Source organism: Caulobacter sp. GW821-FHT11E10, from assembly GCF_058808375.1.
The window spans coordinates 629,710-645,166 of sequence record NZ_JBXARP010000001.1 but is presented as its reverse complement, the minus strand read 5'-3'; the positions used below and the strand labels follow the sequence as shown (position 1 = coordinate 645,166).

Annotated in this window: 14 protein-coding genes and 1 pseudogene; 7 read left to right on the top strand and 8 right to left on the bottom strand. The window is 66.4% G+C overall.

What is annotated here, in order from left to right; all coding sequences use genetic code 11:
- Nucleotides 1-3: 3 nt before the first annotated feature.
- Nucleotides 4-1,239: a hypothetical protein gene (locus AC1RRV_RS02970; RefSeq protein WP_492858071.1), complete on the bottom strand. Its 1,236-nt coding sequence runs from the start codon at nt 1,237-1,239 to the stop codon at nt 4-6.
- A 130-nt stretch (nt 1,240-1,369) separates the two neighbouring features.
- On the opposite strand from AC1RRV_RS02970, the gene AC1RRV_RS02965 reads away from it, so the two are divergent.
- Complete coding sequence (locus AC1RRV_RS02965) at nt 1,370-2,881, top strand: tetratricopeptide repeat protein (protein WP_492858070.1); 1,512 nt, start codon at nt 1,370-1,372, stop codon at nt 2,879-2,881.
- A gap of 82 nt (nt 2,882-2,963) precedes the next feature.
- Complete coding sequence (gene uvrB, locus AC1RRV_RS02960; RefSeq protein WP_492858069.1) at nt 2,964-5,246, top strand: excinuclease ABC subunit UvrB; 2,283 nt, start codon at nt 2,964-2,966, stop codon at nt 5,244-5,246.
- A gap of 11 nt (nt 5,247-5,257) precedes the next feature.
- On the opposite strand, the pseudogene AC1RRV_RS02955 reads toward uvrB, so the two are convergent.
- Nucleotides 5,258-5,425: pseudogene (locus AC1RRV_RS02955) on the bottom strand (hypothetical protein); the annotation flags it as partial.
- Nucleotides 5,426-5,441: 16 nt separating this feature from the next.
- Here AC1RRV_RS02955 and AC1RRV_RS02950 point away from each other — a divergent pair.
- Nucleotides 5,442-6,197 carry a hypothetical protein gene (locus tag AC1RRV_RS02950; RefSeq protein ID WP_492858068.1) on the top strand — a complete coding sequence of 252 codons (756 nt, stop codon included), beginning with the start codon at nt 5,442-5,444 and terminating at the stop codon, nt 6,195-6,197.
- Between the two features lie 69 nt (nt 6,198-6,266).
- On the top strand, nt 6,267-6,659 hold the full coding sequence (locus AC1RRV_RS02945; protein ID WP_492858067.1) for a hypothetical protein: 393 nt from the start codon (nt 6,267-6,269) through the stop codon (nt 6,657-6,659).
- Nucleotides 6,660-6,661: 2 nt separating this feature from the next.
- On the opposite strand, the gene AC1RRV_RS02940 is transcribed toward AC1RRV_RS02945, so the two are convergent.
- Together AC1RRV_RS02940 and AC1RRV_RS02935 are read right to left on the bottom strand one after the other, a co-directional pair.
- Nucleotides 6,662-7,975, bottom strand: a complete 1,314-nt coding sequence (locus AC1RRV_RS02940; protein ID WP_492858066.1) for a hypothetical protein — start codon at nt 7,973-7,975, stop codon at nt 6,662-6,664.
- Nucleotides 7,976-8,143: 168 nt separating this feature from the next.
- Nucleotides 8,144-9,040: a hypothetical protein gene (locus AC1RRV_RS02935; protein WP_492858065.1), complete on the bottom strand. Its 897-nt coding sequence runs from the start codon at nt 9,038-9,040 to the stop codon at nt 8,144-8,146.
- A 109-nt stretch (nt 9,041-9,149) separates the two neighbouring features.
- On the opposite strand from AC1RRV_RS02935, the gene AC1RRV_RS02930 reads away from it, so the two are divergent.
- Nucleotides 9,150-9,569, top strand: a complete 420-nt coding sequence (locus AC1RRV_RS02930; RefSeq protein WP_492858064.1) for a GNAT family N-acetyltransferase — start codon at nt 9,150-9,152, stop codon at nt 9,567-9,569.
- Between the two features lie 666 nt (nt 9,570-10,235).
- Here the strand turns inward: AC1RRV_RS02930 and AC1RRV_RS02925 are convergent.
- From AC1RRV_RS02925 to AC1RRV_RS02910, 4 genes are all read right to left on the bottom strand, one after another.
- A complete protein-coding gene (locus AC1RRV_RS02925; protein WP_492858063.1) occupies nt 10,236-11,213 on the bottom strand; it encodes an NAD(P)H-dependent flavin oxidoreductase in 978 nt (325 codons plus the stop codon).
- Between the two features lie 64 nt (nt 11,214-11,277).
- Nucleotides 11,278-11,682 carry a lysozyme inhibitor LprI family protein gene (locus AC1RRV_RS02920; protein WP_492858062.1) on the bottom strand — a complete coding sequence of 135 codons (405 nt, stop codon included), beginning with the start codon at nt 11,680-11,682 and terminating at the stop codon, nt 11,278-11,280.
- Nucleotides 11,683-11,954: 272 nt separating this feature from the next.
- Nucleotides 11,955-12,386: a carboxymuconolactone decarboxylase family protein gene (locus AC1RRV_RS02915; protein ID WP_492858061.1), complete on the bottom strand. Its 432-nt coding sequence runs from the start codon at nt 12,384-12,386 to the stop codon at nt 11,955-11,957.
- Between the two features lie 105 nt (nt 12,387-12,491).
- Complete coding sequence (locus AC1RRV_RS02910; protein ID WP_492858060.1) at nt 12,492-13,454, bottom strand: acetyl-CoA carboxylase carboxyltransferase subunit alpha; 963 nt, start codon at nt 13,452-13,454, stop codon at nt 12,492-12,494.
- 287 nt (nt 13,455-13,741) lie between these two features.
- Here AC1RRV_RS02910 and AC1RRV_RS02905 point away from each other — a divergent pair, with 287 nt between their 5' ends.
- Complete coding sequence (locus AC1RRV_RS02905; RefSeq protein WP_492858059.1) at nt 13,742-13,942, top strand: hypothetical protein; 201 nt, start codon at nt 13,742-13,744, stop codon at nt 13,940-13,942.
- Between the two features lie 107 nt (nt 13,943-14,049).
- Entirely contained in the window at nt 14,050-15,444 is a 1,395-nt protein-coding gene (locus AC1RRV_RS02900; protein WP_492858058.1) for a cytochrome P450, read from the top strand.
- The last annotated feature ends 13 nt before the right edge of the window (nt 15,445-15,457 follow it).

Below are 15,457 nucleotides of genomic sequence, written 5' to 3'. Positions count from 1 at the left end.
AGCCTAGACCTTCACCGTCCTCAGGGCCGTGAAGCCCGCGTCGCTCTCGATCCGCAGGCGGTAACTCCCCGGCCGCAGGAACAGCACCGCCCGCGTCTCGTCCCGGGCCAGCACATGCTGGTCGGCCGGCACGGCCTTCTCCGGCTCGTGGGCATGGACGGCCTGGACGATCACCACCTCGCCGGCCGCGCGCCTTGGAGTCTTCACGACCAGACGCTTGCGGACGGGATCGGCGGCCAGCCAGCCGGGCCGGCCGTCGACATCGGGCAGGCTGGGATGGAACACGGCCAGGTCCGCGCCGGCGCTCTCCGCGCCCAAGCTGCCGCCACCGCTGCGGACCACTATCGGAGCCTTAGGCGAGAACCGCTCCAGGACTATCCTGGTCAGCGGCGGGTCGGTCCCGTGCGGCCCGAAGGAGCCGGAATTGGCCTGGCTAACGGACAGCGGGTCGATCCCCGTCTTCTCGAAGAAGCGCGCCGCCAGCCAGCGATTGCCAGCGAAGTCCGGCGTCTTCCGCAGGTGGGAGAAACCGACATAGACCAACACGCGGGAGGACGGATTGGCCGCCAGGATCGCGGCCAGGTGCACGCTTTGATGCGTCTCGCGCGCGGCGATGGACTCGGGGCCTTTCAGCGTGGCGTTCCACTGCGCGCTGGTCTGTTCGTGTGCTTCCAGCCGGTAGCCCAGGTCCAGCGCCTCACGGGCCGCATCGGCGAAGATCGGATCGCAGGTGTAGTAGCCCTCGTTGATCGAGAACGGATCGCCCCTCTTCAAACCTCGCACCCCAGGAAGCTCGCCAGGTGCATGGTTCGAGAAGGCCTCGGCGCTGAGGATATCGAAGCCTTCCGGCCGCAGCGCCCGCAGGACCTTGGCCAGGAACAGCCGATGGCGCGACGCCGAATGCGACTCGTTCAGCATCACCACGCGCCGCCCGCGCGAGGCCTCGACGATGGCGGCCACGGCGTCCTGGGCTGTCGCGTCGTTCTTCAGGTCGTCACCCAGCGGCGGGTTGCCGCCGACCAGCGCCACCGCCTCCTCGCCGACAAAGCTCGCCCACTGGGTATTGGGCTTCTTTCCCGACGGCGGCTGAACCGTCTCCCGCCAGAGCGGCAGGTAGCGACCATCCTTCATCAGGCGCTCCATGGCGTTCGGGCTCGCGCTCTGAGCGGCCGCCTGGCCGGCCAGCGCCAGCACGCCCAACCCTGTCGACACCCCGCGTCGCGTGATGCTCGAATCCATGGCCGCCCCTCCCTTGCCTTCCCGCCAAGCTTCCACCAGAGATTGTCCTGGGCAAGGCCTCGCCGCCAGCCCGATCCGCATCGTTACGATCGCCGAAGACGCCGTGTTCGGCTTCGATCCAGGAACCGCCATGGCCTTGCCGTCCCCGCTCGCCGCCCTCTTCGCCGCCGCCGCCCTCGCCGGATCACCCGCCGCCGAAGGGCCGGCCAAGTTGATGGAAGAGGTCCAGGCCGCCGCCGAGGCGATGTCCAGCGGCAAGGACAATGTCGCCGGCTGCAAGCGGGCCGGCGAGCGTCTGGACCGGATCGCCGCCGATCCCGGCTTCGGCGTCCTGCCCCCGTCGCACCAGCGGATGACCCTGCTGATGGTGCTGGCCTGCGCGCCGCCGGACTCGGCCAAGGCCGTCGCGGCGGCGACCACCCTGGCGCCGATCGCCAAGATGCCCGTCGAGGTCCAGGGGGCCAACGGCATCCTGCTGGACGACGCCGGCCGCCGTCGCGACGCCAAGGCGTTCGTCGCCGCCTTCGTCCGCCTGGCCGACTTCGACGCCAGCCTCTTCTCCGCCGCCGATCCGCGCGGCTTCCAGTGGGTCGTGGCCAAGGTCGAGGACGATCCGGCGCTGACGGAAGCCTTGCTCAGCCGCCTGCGCGCCATTCCTTGGACCGATCCCATCGGCCGCGACGCGGTCGACAACGGCTGGGCCCTGAACCTGGCCCGCATCTCGGCCGAGGCCGGCGACGAGACCAAGGCCATCGCCCTGCTGGACCAAGCCACGGCGGCCTTCGTCCTGCTGACCGTCGCCCAGGATCGTCGCTTCGAGCGCCTCTGGCCCAAGCTTGAGGCCGCCGGCCGCTTCGACTGGATCAAGGTCCAGACGGCTGAACTGGAACATTGGCGCGCTCTGGCCAGCGGCGACCCCAAGCAGCTGCTGAATGTCGTCAGCCAGATCGACGCCCTGCGCGCCCTCGGCCGCTATGACGAGGCCCTGGCGCTGGGCCAGGACTATGCCCGTCGCCTGAAGGCAGGCGAGGCGTTCGACGACGCCGACGAGCAGCGCCCGTGGGTGCTGAACGCGCATGCCTACACCCTGTACGATCTCGGCCGCTACGACGAGGCCGACAAGATGATGGTCGAGGCCCAGGGCAAGGGAGACGGGATCAGTCAGAGGATCAACCGCGCCGAGCTGCTGATCGACTCCGGCCAAGCCGCCCAGGCGCTGAAGGTGCTGGACGCCGTCCAGGACAAGCGGGGTTCGCCCTACGGCCTGATGTGGCGTGACGCGGGCCTGGCCTGCGCCAAGGCCCAACAGGCCGACCTGGCGGGGGCTCAAGCCGTGGCCCAGGCCATGGCGCCGCGCTGGAAGGACAACCCCGCCGCCCTCACCAAGGCCCTGGTCTGCGCGGAACAGGCCGACGAGGCCGCCGCGCTCTATGTCCGCCGGCTCGACGACCCGACGACCCGCGCCGAGGCCCTGGAGGCCTTCCGCACCGGTCGCGCCCCGCCCCGGACGCCGACGTTCCAGGCCGCTTTCGAGGCCCGGCTGACCGCGATCCGGAACCGCCCCGACGTGCAGGCCGCCGTCGCCCGCTGGGGCCGCGCGATCGCCGTGCCGCTGGCCGGGACCTACTGGGGCAACCTCTGACGGCCACCTCCCGCCACACTGCTGCCACTCCCTGTCAGCGGGCCCTCTAGCCGAGACCCGCGCGGGTCCCTAACTTGGGGCCATGCCTCGTAACTCGGACACCCGCCCCCTGGGGGGCGTTTCGGACGTCTCCACGCCCTTCGTGATGGACAGCCTCGGCGGCGCCGTGGGCGACGTCGCGGCCGGCGTCATGCCCATGCTCTGGACCCCGCACCGGCCCGCGCGGCCGGACAAGTCCGAGGGCGGGCGGCGGTTCAAGCTGGTCTCCGACTACCAGCCCGCCGGCGACCAGCCGACAGCGATCAAGGAGCTGGTCGGCGGCCTCGAAAACGGCGACCAGGACCAGGTGCTGCTGGGCGTCACGGGCTCGGGCAAGACCTTCACCATGGCCAAGGTCATCGAGGCCACCCAGCGCCCGGCCCTGATCCTCGCGCCCAACAAGACCCTGGCCGCCCAGCTCTACAGCGAGATGAAGTCGTTCTTCCCGGAGAACGCGGTCGAGTATTTCGTCAGCTACTACGACTACTACCAGCCCGAGGCCTACGTGCCGCGGACCGACACCTTCATCGAGAAGGACAGCTCCATCAACGAGCAGATCGACCGGATGCGCCACTCGGCCACCCGGGCGATCCTGGAGCGCGACGACGTCATCATCGTTGCCTCGGTGTCGTGCATCTACGGCATCGGCTCGGTCGAGACCTATACCGCCATGACCTTCACCCTGGAGGTCGGGCAGAAGGTCGACGAGAAGCAGCTGATCGCCGACCTGGTGGCCCAGCAGTACAAGCGCAACGAGATGGCCTTCGAGCGCGGCACGTTCCGCCGCCGCGGCGACACCATCGAGATCTTCCCCGCCCACTACGAGGACCGCGCCTGGCGCGTGACCATGTTCGGCGACGAGGTCGAGGCGATCGTCGAGTTCGACACCCTGACCGGCAAGAAGACGTCCGAGCTGGAGACCATCAAGGTCTACGCCAACAGCCACCACGTCACCCCGCGCCCGACCCTGCGCCAGGCGATCATCGCCATCCGCGCCGAGCTGAAGGAGCGGCTGGCCTGGCTGTACGAGAACGGCAAGCTCCTGGAGGCCCAGCGCCTGGAGCAGCGCACCACCTTCGACCTGGAGATGATCGAGACCACCGGCTCGTGCGCCGGCATCGAGAACTACAGCCGCTACCTGTCGGGCCGCCGGCCGGGCGAGCCGCCGCCGACCTTCTTCGAATACATCCCCGACAACGCCCTGCTGTTCACCGACGAGAGCCACCAGACGGTTCCGCAGATCGGCGCCATGTACAAGGGCGACCGCAACCGCAAATGGACCCTGGCCGAGTACGGCTTCCGCCTGCCCTCGGCGCTGGACAACCGCCCCCTCAAGTTCGAGGAGTGGGACGCCATGCGCCCGCAGACGGTCCACGTCAGCGCCACCCCGGCCGGCTGGGAGATCGAGCGGGCCGGCGGCGTCTTCGCCGAGCAGGTCATCCGCCCCACCGGCCTGATCGACCCGCCGGTCGAGGTGCGTCCGGTCTCCAAGGACAACGCCTCCCAGGTCGACGACGTGGTCGACGAGATCCGCCAGACCATCAAGAAGGGCTACCGCACCCTGGTCACCGTCCTGACCAAGAAGATGGCCGAGGACCTGACCGAGTACCTCAACGAACAGGGCATCCGCGTCCGCTACATGCACTCGGACGTCGACACCCTGGAGCGCATCGAGATCATCCGCGAGCTGCGGATGGGCAAGATCGACGTGCTGGTCGGCATCAACCTGCTGCGCGAGGGCCTGGACATCCCCGAGTGCGGCTTCGTGGCCATTCTCGACGCCGACAAGGAAGGCTTCCTGCGCTCGGAGACCTCGCTGATCCAGACCATCGGCCGCGCCGCCCGGAACGTCGACGGCAAGGTGGTGCTCTATGCCGACCGGATCACCGGCTCGATGGAGCGGGCCATGGCCGAGACCGCCCGCCGCCGCGAGAAGCAGCACGCTTACAACCTCGAACACGGCATCACGCCCGAGAGCGTCAAGCGCGACATCAAGGACATCCTCAACAGCCCCTACGAGCGCGGCGACCGCGTGCTGGTGCCGATGGGCCTGTCCGAGACCGACGACCGCCCGTTCAGCGGCGACAACTTCAAGGCCGCGCTCAAGGACCTGGAGGCCAGGATGCGCGAGGCCGCCGCCAACCTCGAGTTCGAGACCGCCGCCCGCCTGCGCGACGAGATCAAGCGCATGAAGCTGATGGACCTGGAGTTCGCCAACGAGGTCCTGGCCGCCACAGGCGACGAGGTCGACAAGTCGGCCCCCAAGCGCCTGCGCGCCGAGATCCGCCAGGAGAAGGCCGAAGAGTTCCGCAAGAAGCGGCGGTAGAGTCTAGATCCTCCCCCAGCGGGGGAGGTGTCGGCGAAGCCGACGGAGGGGGAAGAGGCAGGCTCAGCAGCACTTCCCCCTCCGGCCTTCGGCCGCCTCCCCCTGGGGGGAGGAGCTGGGTTCCGTCGCATAGCCCTTCCCCTCCCCCGCGACGCGCGGTAGCCAGGAGGCGCCGCCATGGGGACACCAAGACGCATGACCGACTCCCGGGAGCCTGACGCGCCCCTGGCAGCCCCCTTGGCCGCCAACCTCGCCGACAAGCTGGCCGGCGGGCTGGTCACGGTCGGTCTGGTGGTCGCGGGCCTGGCCGGACTGTTCTTCGTCCAGTCGCTGTTCGAGCGCCGCGACACCGCCGTGCTGCGCACCATCCCCGACCTGCTGATCACCTGGCGCGAGGGCGGCGACGCCCTGCTGCCGATCATGCTGATCCTGTTCGCCCCCTCGATCCTGCTGCCGGGGGCCTTTGGCCGGGCCGCCGACCGCGCCGCGCGCCGGACCCGCGCCATGCTGATCGGCCTGGCCGTTTCCTGCGTCGCCGTCGGCGTCGGCTGGGGCGCGATCGCCGGCCGCGACGAGATCGCCGTCGCCACCCCGTTCGGGATCAGCTGGCTCTATGACGGCAAGCCGCGCGAGTACTGGACCTGGGGCGCGGCCACCGACCTCGGCGTCGGCTGCGTCACCACCCAGGACGAGAAGACCCGCGAGACCGTCCACCGCCTGAACTACGACGTCACCGTCCCCAGCGGCCGCGAGGCCCGGCTGGTGCGCGAGCAGACCAAAAGCCCCGGGGATGTCCCCCGGCTGATCGAGCGCCTCACCCCCATCGACCAGACCCTGCGCGCTCGCGGCGTGCCCCGTTTCGCCAATGTCGAGGGCGCCTGCCTGGCCTATTTCGAGCGCGGCCAGGCCGAGGCCGAACGGACGGCGCTGCGGGCCCTGATCAGCCGCTAGACCCGCCGCGGCTTGCGGACACCGCCCGGCGCGCCCAAGCTCGCGGCTTCCTCGAAGGAGCACGCGCGCATGACCACCCAGACGCGGATCCTGGTCCTGGGCCAGGACGTCAACACCGTCGACTACGCCAACCCCGCCCTGCCGCCGGGCCTGACCGCCGCGAAGGTCCTGGCGGGCCTGGCCCAGGCCGAGGCGTCGCTGGAGGCGCGAGGCTTCGCGGTCGACATGCTCCAGGTCCAGCCCGACCCCGTCATCGCCGAGGCCGAGATCGAGGCCCAGCTGTCCGGCGCCGTCTATGACGTGGTGGTGATCGGGGCCGGCATCAGGAACCCGCCGCCGAGCCTGGGACTGTTCGAGGTGGTGCTGAACACGGTGCACCGCCTGGCGCCGGGCGCGCGGATCGCGTTCAACACGCGGCCGGACGATACGGATGTGGCGGCGGTAAGGTGGGTGGGGCGGTAGGGCTAAAAGAGAGTACCCGCCAAATGCCCAAGATGCTCAACCAAACCGTCAATGCTATCCCCTGCTTCATTCGCAATGACGAGAGTTTCCTTGGCTCCCTTCAGCCAAGAAATCAGCGTCTCCAATTTGCCCCTTGATGGTGCCTTAGCAACTTCCTGCACAAGATTCTGGCCAGCTATCTTGGATGCGTCCGCCATCGAACCGGCGTTTATCGCTCCGGCAAGCTTTTCCAAAATCACCTTTAGACTGGGATCTACACCGGCCCCTTCGACGACTTTCATCGTCTGGACATAGATGTCGCCGGATCCTGTTACATTTCCGACGTTGCCGAAGAAATTTTGATTTACCACAGGACTTCCCCCCATAAATGATCCCGAACCAAATAGTCCAGGCTCGTCCGATTCGAACTCTATGAGCTTTATCTTCCTATACAGCGACGTCTTCTGTGAGGCCGCTTCCACCCTGGCCCTCAACAGAGACCGCGCCCCGGCCGCCTTATAGGCATGAATTACCGGTTCACTGTACAAATCACATCGATCAACTGCGTGAGCCATATGCTCCAATATACGCTGACGAACCCCGTCATCCATTTCCCGAGGGAGCCAATCCAGCGTAATTTCCTCCAAGCCATCAAAGTATGTCTTTGCCATACCTATTGATAAGCTACGCCGAGCATCACGACTAATATCCTCAGAACCAAGCTGAATATATTCAAGATTTTTAATTGCAGTGTCGGACCGCTCAGAAATTAGACGATAAATCCACCCCCTCACATTCTCCGCCAAAGATTCTATATTAGTCAGAGGGATTCTCATATCACTCAAACTCAGGGACCTACTTTCACTTATGGCCCAAACCGAATACTGAGCTACGGTTTTTTCGTGATGCGAATTAAGGGCACCAACTATCTCACCGTTTGAGTGCTTTATAGAAAAGGTATTTGGTGGAGCCTTGTTCAATCCAACCAGAACCAGCGCCAGCCTTAGTTCGGCATCCGAGGCCGTATCAATGTTTACACGAGCAAGACGGACTCGCTCCGCAAGCTCTTTTGAGGCCTGGGCACCAGCCAAAAGAGCAACGCCTTCGAGACCGACACCTTGCTTTTCCATTATCTTCTCGACAACAGACAAGCGCTCAATTGAGAAGAGCGCAGCAATTCCAGCGCTCAAAATGTCGGGATCAGAAACGTCCCTGCCGATAGCATCAACTATCGCTCCGATATTTTCCTTACCTCCAATTTGGGCCAGGGCATTGAGAACCCATCTCCGGACCTTAGCCTCGGGATCATAAATAGCTCCAAGCACAACCTGCCGCATTGCAGGAATGTCCCTGGGGACAATTCCTGCGCGGCACGACTTGCATAGCTGCTGAAGTCCAAGCCGCTTGTTCGAAGGATCGTGATCAACGAGTTGACGGAAAAGGTATTGAACCTCGCTGTCGCTTAGATACCCGCTTATCTTCCTCACCGCCCCCCCAGGCCCTCGCTAGGACTTCCATCCCTCGAGCACTCTTCTCGACCATGGGTCGAAATCGTCCAAGTGATTAACCTTTACGCTAAGATCAAGCCACTTCAAGTCGTTAATGGCCAGGCGCTTACCGAGGGGCTCGAACCATTCCGGACACTCGAACTGGATCACGCTGAGCAAACTGCCCCCGTCCCCAGTGCTCTGATCAAAATAGAAATTTCGAAGCTGGGCCAGACTACTGTACGCCTTTGAAAGCGATGCAGACCAAGGCATATCCAGATCCATGGATACGGCCTGGATCCCAGCTTCCATCACCCCGAGATCATCTATATTGAATAAATTGACGTCCCTTTGCGAAACTGCAGCATAGAATCCAATCGAACGCTTCAGCGAAAAGACATCTCGATCTTCTCGATATCGGCCAAGCCTATAGGACAACGCACAGTCGCCCTTAGTAAAAACTACAAAAGACCAAACAAGAGGAAATTCGTTCCGCGAATAACCGCCTTGCCCTACATAGGAATACTTACCAAGCTTGATAGATCTACGAATCTGCTCGTTTGGCACCCGCCCGTCGTCGAGAACCTCATCCCGATTAATATCGAGCGCCAACACCGGATCTCGAAACAGGTCGCGCGCGCGTCTACGCGCTATCATCGGCACCTTATATTTAGCGTCTATTGCGGGATCCCGAATAAACTTGGATAGAAAGAAATGCCCAGGTTTAGTTCGAAAGAAATCGCTGCGCTCACGACGGCGAACGATATCAACACTTAGACGCGCGCCGAGAGTCTTGTGTTGAGTTCTACCATACAGAGATTGCGGGACTTCATCGCGCTCATACGCGATCTTCAAAATCTGCCGGGGCGTCAGAGGCCGACGCACGACGGTCAGGACCCTTTCGGCAAGTTCCAAATATGAGTCCACCGACCACGCTTCCCGGAGGCTCCGCCAGATCTTTCTCTAGCGCAAAGATGCCCAACCGACGAGTGTGGAATCAGCTTGATTTGTGCCTATTGGCCCCATGATCCACCACCCCGCCACCGACGCCGAGATCCTCGCCACGTTCGAGGTCATGGCCCACCTGCGCCCCGCCCTCGCCCGCGAGACCTATGTCGCGCGGATCCGCCAGCTGATGGCCTCGGACGGCTATCGGCTCAGCGCCGTGGTCGAGGACGGGGCGGTCAGGGCCGTGGCCGGGTGGCGGGTGCTGGACATGCTGTATTGCGGCCGGTTCCTGAGCGTCGACGACCTGGTCTCGGACCCGGACGGGCGCTCGAAGGGCCACGGCAAGGCGCTGCTGGACTGGCTGAAGGACGAGGGCCGGCGGCAGGGCTGCGGGCATCTGGAGCTGATCTCCAACGTCGTCCGCGAACGCGCCCACGCCTTCTATTTCCGCGAGGGGCTGGCGGTGGACGCCTTCCACTTCCGGGTGAAACTGTAGCGCGCCAATCCGCGACGGGACCGGGGATAGAGCAACCTCCCCTTCCGACCGCGAGGACTCGCCCGCGAGCCTGAGAGGTTGAGCGATTTCACTGCAAATCGCCCCAGAAGCCTCGCCATCCCGAGCGGCTTGCCGACCCGGGACCCGGGGACAGCCGCGCCGCGCCGACCCGGGATGACGAGGTTTTTGATGGGGATTTGAAGGGGATAGAGCGCTTCGTGTCCCCGGTCCTGAAACCCGCGGTACAGTCTCTCCACCTCGTCGCGGGAAAGGGGCGCATTGGCCAGCGACCGATCGCGGCGGCGGGGGGCGATCGAGCGGGCGCGCTCGTCGGCGCGGAGGCGACTCCGCAACTTCGTCCATCCTGAGGTAGTCGACCCTGGAACACAGAAACGACGTTGGACGAGGCCCGATGAGGCGACAGGTTCGGGGAAACCCGGACATCCGGGAGCAGGCTTCGCGGCCTGGCCCGCCCGTCGGAGGCTTCAACGGCGTCCAGGCGCGAACAGCGTCGGGCCGCCACGCTTCCGGATAACGGTCGCGCGGAGCGCCTGGCTTCGTCGAAACGGTACTCTTTACCCTACACCGGGCGTGGCCCGGCGCTCCGCGACCCTTTCCATGACTTCAGCGGCGAGCCGCGTGAGGGGGCGGAGGCGTGGCTGGGCCTTACGAGACCATCCCCGCCAGCCGCTGGCGGATCAGCGCCTCGGCCTCGCTCATGATGCGGTCGATCAGCTCTTTCACCGTCGGGACGTCGTGGATCAGGCCCTGGACCATGCCGGCGCTCCAGACGCCGTGGTCGGTGTCGCCGGACTCCAGGCCCTCGCGGCCGCGCACGCCCTTCACCAGATGGGCGACGTCCTCGAACTTGGCGCCGCCGGCCCGCTCGATGGCCACCACCTGCTGGCTGATGGCGTTGCGGGCCACCCGGGCGGTGTTGTGCAGGGTGCGGAAGATCAGGTCGGTGGCGCGCTCGTCGTTGGCGACCATCTGTTGCTTGAAGTTGTCGTGGATCGGCGCCTCCTGGGTGGCGCAGAAGCGGGTGCCCATGTTGACGCCGTCGGCGCCCAGGGCCAGGGCCGCGACCAGGCCGCGGGCGTCGCCGAAGCCGCCCGAGGCGATCATCGGGATCTTCACCTTCTCGGCGGCGACGGGGATCAGGATCAGGCCGGGGATGTCGTCCTCGCCCGGATGGCCGGCGCACTCGAAGCCGTCGATGCTGATGGCGTCGACGCCCATCCGCTCGGCGCTGAGGGCGTGGCGGACGGCGGTGCACTTGTGGATGACCTTGACCCCGTGGGCCTTGAGGTCGTCGACATGCTCCTGGGGCTTGTAGCCGGCGGTCTCGACGATCTTGATCCCGCTCTCGATGATCGCGGCCCGGTACTCGGCATAGGGCGGCGGGGTCATGGCCGGCAGGATGGTCAGGTTCACCCCGAACGGCTTGTCGGTCATCTCGCGGGTGCGGGCGATCTCCTTGGCCAGGGCCTCCGGCGTCGGCTGGGTCAGGGCGGTCAGGAAGCCGAGGGCCCCGGCGTTGGCGACGGCGCTGACCAGCTCGGCCTTGCCGACCCACTGCATGCCGCCCTGGGCGATCGGATGCTCGACGCCGAACATCTCGGTAAACCGGGTCTTGATCGCCATGGCCTGCTCGCTCCCTCTGGTTTCGGGAGACTATGAAGAGGCCGCCGTTAGGTCAGGCAAGCGCCTATCGCGGCCGGCGCGGGCGGGCCATGCGCTCCAGCTCGTCGGCGCGATCGCGGGTCCGATCATAGATGCAGTTCTGGGCCTCGAGACCGCCCTGGCGTCCGTATTCCTTCTCGTCCAGATAGGCGCGGCACTCGGCGTCGCGATCCTTGATCCAGGCGCGTTGGGCGCCGCGCAGGGCGGTCTTTTCGCGCGGCGTCGGCAGGCGCGACATCGCCGCCTTGTAGGCGCGGTTCAGGCGAACGTCCTGCTTGTCGGCATGGATCGCGATGCAGCTCAGCATCTCCAGATAGCCGCCGCCGGCGCGGTCGCAGCGCTCCAGGGGCGACAGGGACCGCTTCTGCGCATGGGCGGCGGGCGCGGCCAGCGCCAGAAGCACGGTCGCGACGGCGAGGAAACGGATCATCGGGCAAGCTCCACCAGGACGCTCCACCCTAGCGTGTCCGCCGCCGAAGGCTAGTTGGGTAGAGACGACCGTCATCCCCCATCAAGCTATCCCCGCCTTCCTGGGCCTTGTGCCCAGGACCCATGCAGGCGGCGGGCTCGACCACTCCCGGTTCGGCGAGGCGGCGCGACCAAGGTCACGGCCCCAGCTCAATGCCCGCTGAACAATGGGTCCTGGGCACAAGGCCCAGGAAGGCGGGAGAAATTGGACTCTCGGGTATCGGCCGACCAGCCCTAGTGCCCCGAGACGCCCAGGCGGTTCCAGAGGTTGATCATGCCGATGCAGCCGGTCAGGGCGCTGGCCTGGACGTCGTCGAAATGGTCGCGCAGGGCGGCGCGCAGCGGGGCGAGGTCGGCGTGGGTCGGCAGCTGGGTCAGGGCTTCGGTCCAGGCCAGGGCGGCCTTTTCGGCGGCGGTGAAGTCGCTGACATGGCGCCAGACCACCAGGCGGTCCAGGCGCTCATTGGTCTCGCCGTCCTCGCGGGCCTCCTTGGCGTGCATCTTCACGCAGAAGGCGCAGTCGTTCAGCTGCGAGGCGCGCAGCTTGACCAGGTGGCGCAGGCTGGCCGGCAGGCCGGCGGCGACCACCGCGCCTTCGGCGGCGATGAAGGCCTTGTAGATCTCGGGAACGTTCAGGTCGTGGCGGAAGGCGGCGGTGTCGCCCATGGTCTTGCTCCGTGACTTGGGGCCGGGATCGGCCCTTCGGGAACAGGACGAGGCTGACGCCGCCGTTGTGACGTCCGCGAGTGGGAAAAACCTGGACGGAAGACCCTACTGCAGGCCCGCGCGGCCGATGGCGTAGAAGCGCTCCGCGCGTTGCGTCTTCAGCTCGGCGGCGCTCATCGCGGCCATGGCCTTCAGCTCGTCCTCGACCGCGTCGCCCACGGCCTGGATCGCCGTGTCGGTGTCGGAGTGGGCGCCGCCGGCGGGCTCTTCGATGATGCGATCGACGATGCCCAGCTTGATCAGGTCCTGGGCGGTGATGCGCATCTGGGTCGCCGCGTCCTTGGCCCGGGCGCCGTCGCGCCACAGGATCGAGGCCGCGCCTTCCGGCGAGATCACCGAATAGATCGAGTGCTCGAGGATCAGCACCTTGTTGGCGCCGGCCAGGGCGATGGCCCCGCCGGAGCCGCCCTCGCCGACGATGGTGGCGATCATCGGGGTGCCCAGGGTGAGGCAGCGTTCCGTCGAGCGGGCGATGGCCTCGGCCTGGCCGCGCTCCTCGGCGCCCAGGCCCGGATAGGCGCCGGCGGTGTCGACGAAGGTCAGGACCGGCAGGTTGAAGCGCTCGGCCATGTCCATCAGGCGGACGGCCTTACGGTAGCCCTCGGGGCGGGCCATACCGAAGTTGTGCTTCAGGCGCGTGGTGGTGTCGTGACCCTTCTCATGGCCCATGACCACGACCGGCTGGCCGCGGAAGCGACCAAGGCCCCCGACGATGGCCTGGTCGTCGGCGAATTTGCGGTCGCCGCGCAGCTCCACGAACTCGTCGATCAGGCCTGCGACATAATCGCGCAGGTGGGGTCGCTGGGGGTGCCGGGCGACCATGGTCTTCTGCCAGGCGTCGAGATTGCCGTAGGCCTCCTTGCGGAGCTCCTGGGCCCGGTCGCGCAGGGCTTGGATCTCGGCGTCGAACGCACCCGCGCCAGCGGTCTCGGAGAGCCTGCTCAGCTCTTCGATTTTGCTTTCCAGGTCAGCGATTGGGCGTTCGAAATCGAGATAATGGGCCGCCATGGAGTCTTAAACGTCGCCGTTGATGAAAGGGTGCGAACCTAGTGGCGGAATCCGTCGAGGGAAAGAGGCGAGATTCCGGCGGGGAACCGCCCTGAATCCGACGTGTTTTATCCACAGGGTCAGATGTGGCGATCAACAGGTGAGTCTCGAAAAGAGACTCTCTGCTCTGGTGAATCGCGACAAAGAGTCCTACGTTGTTTTGTAGCAGTCGCGGAAGACGACCTGCGCCCCTGCGGCCTCCGCCATCGAATGTGCGCGGCCCCGCCTGATGAGAGCATACAGTTCCCATGCAGGTGTTCACCTTTTTCTGTGTCGAGTCCGATGGCGCGGTTCCGCGCTTCGACGTCACGCCGTGCGCCGACGATCACGCCGCGCGCCTGAGAGCCTTCGAACTTCTCGACATGCATCACCGCTGCGACTTCGTGGAAGTCTGGCGCGGTTCGCAGCGCGTCTTCGACGTCATGGCTCACCGGGCCGTCGCTGCTTAAGTAAATTCCGTACGCGATGAATTATTGCGTCGCTACCTGAGCGGTCTTAGCCTCTGCTTCCGGATGGAGTCCAAAACGGGCTCCGCTTACCGGAAGGCCGCCGCTCCATGGACACGCTAGACGCCGTCCGCCCCGCGCCGCTGATCCCCCCTGCCCCCAAGGTCCACCCTCGCCCGCTGGGCGTCACCCGGCTGGGCCAGCTGCGCGTCGCCCTGGAGATGGGCCGCAGCCTGATCGGGGCCTATTGCGAGGACGACTTCGAGAGCCTCGCCACGCCGTACGTCTTCATGGGCCAGCCCGGCCTGTTCGTGAACGACCCGGCCAGCGCCCGCCATATCCTGACCTCGCCCAAGTACCAGCGCCCCGTGAAGGCCGCTCGCTCGCTGAAGCCTCTGGTCGGCGAAGGCGTGCTGATGTCCGAGGGCGAAACCTGGCGGCGCCAGCGCAAGAGCCTGGCGCCGGTCTTCACGCCCGCCGCCACGGGAGGCCTCTTGCCCCACTTCGTCGCCGCCGGCGCGGGCCTGGTCGAGACGCTGGAGGGCCGGAGCCACGCCAACCTGGCCCAAGCCTTCCACCGCTCGACCCTGGACGCCGTGCTGCGCGCCCTGTTCTCGCGTCGCGCGGATGCCGAAGGAGCGGTCCTGGCCGATCTGGCGCGGCGCTACATGGAAGGACCGGCCCACTTCAACCTGATGGACTTCGTCGCCAAGGGCGCCGACGACCTGCTGTTCATGGACGGCGAGCGGCGGCGGCTGGGCAAGCGCTGGTTCGCGGCGGTCGACGCCCTGATCGAGGAGCGGCGCGCGCATCCGCATGACGAGGTGCGCGACCTGCTGGACAAGCTGCTGGCCGCCCGCGACGAAACCGGCGCGCCGCTGCCCGACCAGGAGATCCGCGACCAGTGCAGCTCGATGCTGGCGGCGGGGTTCGAGACGACGTCGCGCCTGCTGTTCTGGGCGGCCTATCTGCTGGCCCTGGATCCAGAGACGCAAGGCCGCGTCCGCGCCGAGGTCCAGGCCTTCCCGCCGGAACAGGTCGCCGGCCTCGACGACCTCAAGGCCTGGCCGCTGCTGCGCTCGGTGCTGTTCGAGACCCTGCGGCTTTATCCCTCGGCCCCGATGATCGCCCGCCAGGCCATCGCGCCCGACGAGGTGCTGGGCTGCGAGGTCGTCGCGGGCTGCATGATCACCATCAGCCCGTGGGTCATGCATCGGCACCGCAAGCTGTGGGACGCCCCGACGACGTTCCGACCCGAGCGCTTCATCGACCAGACCCACCCGTGGGGCAACGAGGCCTTCATTCCGTTCGGCATCGGCCCGCGCGTGTGCATCGGGGCGGGCTTCGCCATGGCCGAGGCGCAGATCATCCTGGCCAGCCTGCTGGCCCGGTTCGAGATCGCCATGGCGGGCGAGCGGCCGGTGCTGCCCAAGGCCTCGATCACCCTGGGGCCGGACCACGAGCCGGACTTCCGGCTGGCGCCGATCGTACAAGCGCGGCCTTGAACCTTGGCCTGGG

Excerpts from the sequence above, each read along its gene's own strand:
- AC1RRV_RS02930 (WP_492858064.1), top strand. The coding sequence starts at position 9,150 with ATGATCCACCACCCCGCCACCGACGCCGAGATCCTCGCCACGTTCGAG.
- AC1RRV_RS02905 (WP_492858059.1), top strand. The coding sequence starts at position 13,742 with ATGCAGGTGTTCACCTTTTTCTGTGTCGAGTCCGATGGCGCGGTTCCG.
- AC1RRV_RS02950 (WP_492858068.1), top strand. The coding sequence starts at position 5,442 with ATGACCGACTCCCGGGAGCCTGACGCGCCCCTGGCAGCCCCCTTGGCC.
- AC1RRV_RS02900 (WP_492858058.1), top strand. The coding sequence starts at position 14,050 with ATGGACACGCTAGACGCCGTCCGCCCCGCGCCGCTGATCCCCCCTGCC.
- uvrB (WP_492858069.1), top strand. The coding sequence starts at position 2,964 with ATGCCTCGTAACTCGGACACCCGCCCCCTGGGGGGCGTTTCGGACGTC.
- AC1RRV_RS02940 (WP_492858066.1), bottom strand. The coding sequence starts at position 7,975 with ATGCGGCAGGTTGTGCTTGGAGCTATTTATGATCCCGAGGCTAAGGTC.
- AC1RRV_RS02945 (WP_492858067.1), top strand. The coding sequence starts at position 6,267 with ATGACCACCCAGACGCGGATCCTGGTCCTGGGCCAGGACGTCAACACC.
- AC1RRV_RS02910 (WP_492858060.1), bottom strand. The coding sequence starts at position 13,454 with ATGGCGGCCCATTATCTCGATTTCGAACGCCCAATCGCTGACCTGGAA.
- AC1RRV_RS02915 (WP_492858061.1), bottom strand. The coding sequence starts at position 12,386 with ATGGGCGACACCGCCGCCTTCCGCCACGACCTGAACGTTCCCGAGATC.
- AC1RRV_RS02920 (WP_492858062.1), bottom strand. The coding sequence starts at position 11,682 with ATGATCCGTTTCCTCGCCGTCGCGACCGTGCTTCTGGCGCTGGCCGCG.
- AC1RRV_RS02965 (WP_492858070.1), top strand. The coding sequence starts at position 1,370 with ATGGCCTTGCCGTCCCCGCTCGCCGCCCTCTTCGCCGCCGCCGCCCTC.
- AC1RRV_RS02970 (WP_492858071.1), bottom strand. The coding sequence starts at position 1,239 with ATGGATTCGAGCATCACGCGACGCGGGGTGTCGACAGGGTTGGGCGTG.
- AC1RRV_RS02925 (WP_492858063.1), bottom strand. The coding sequence starts at position 11,213 with ATGGCGATCAAGACCCGGTTTACCGAGATGTTCGGCGTCGAGCATCCG.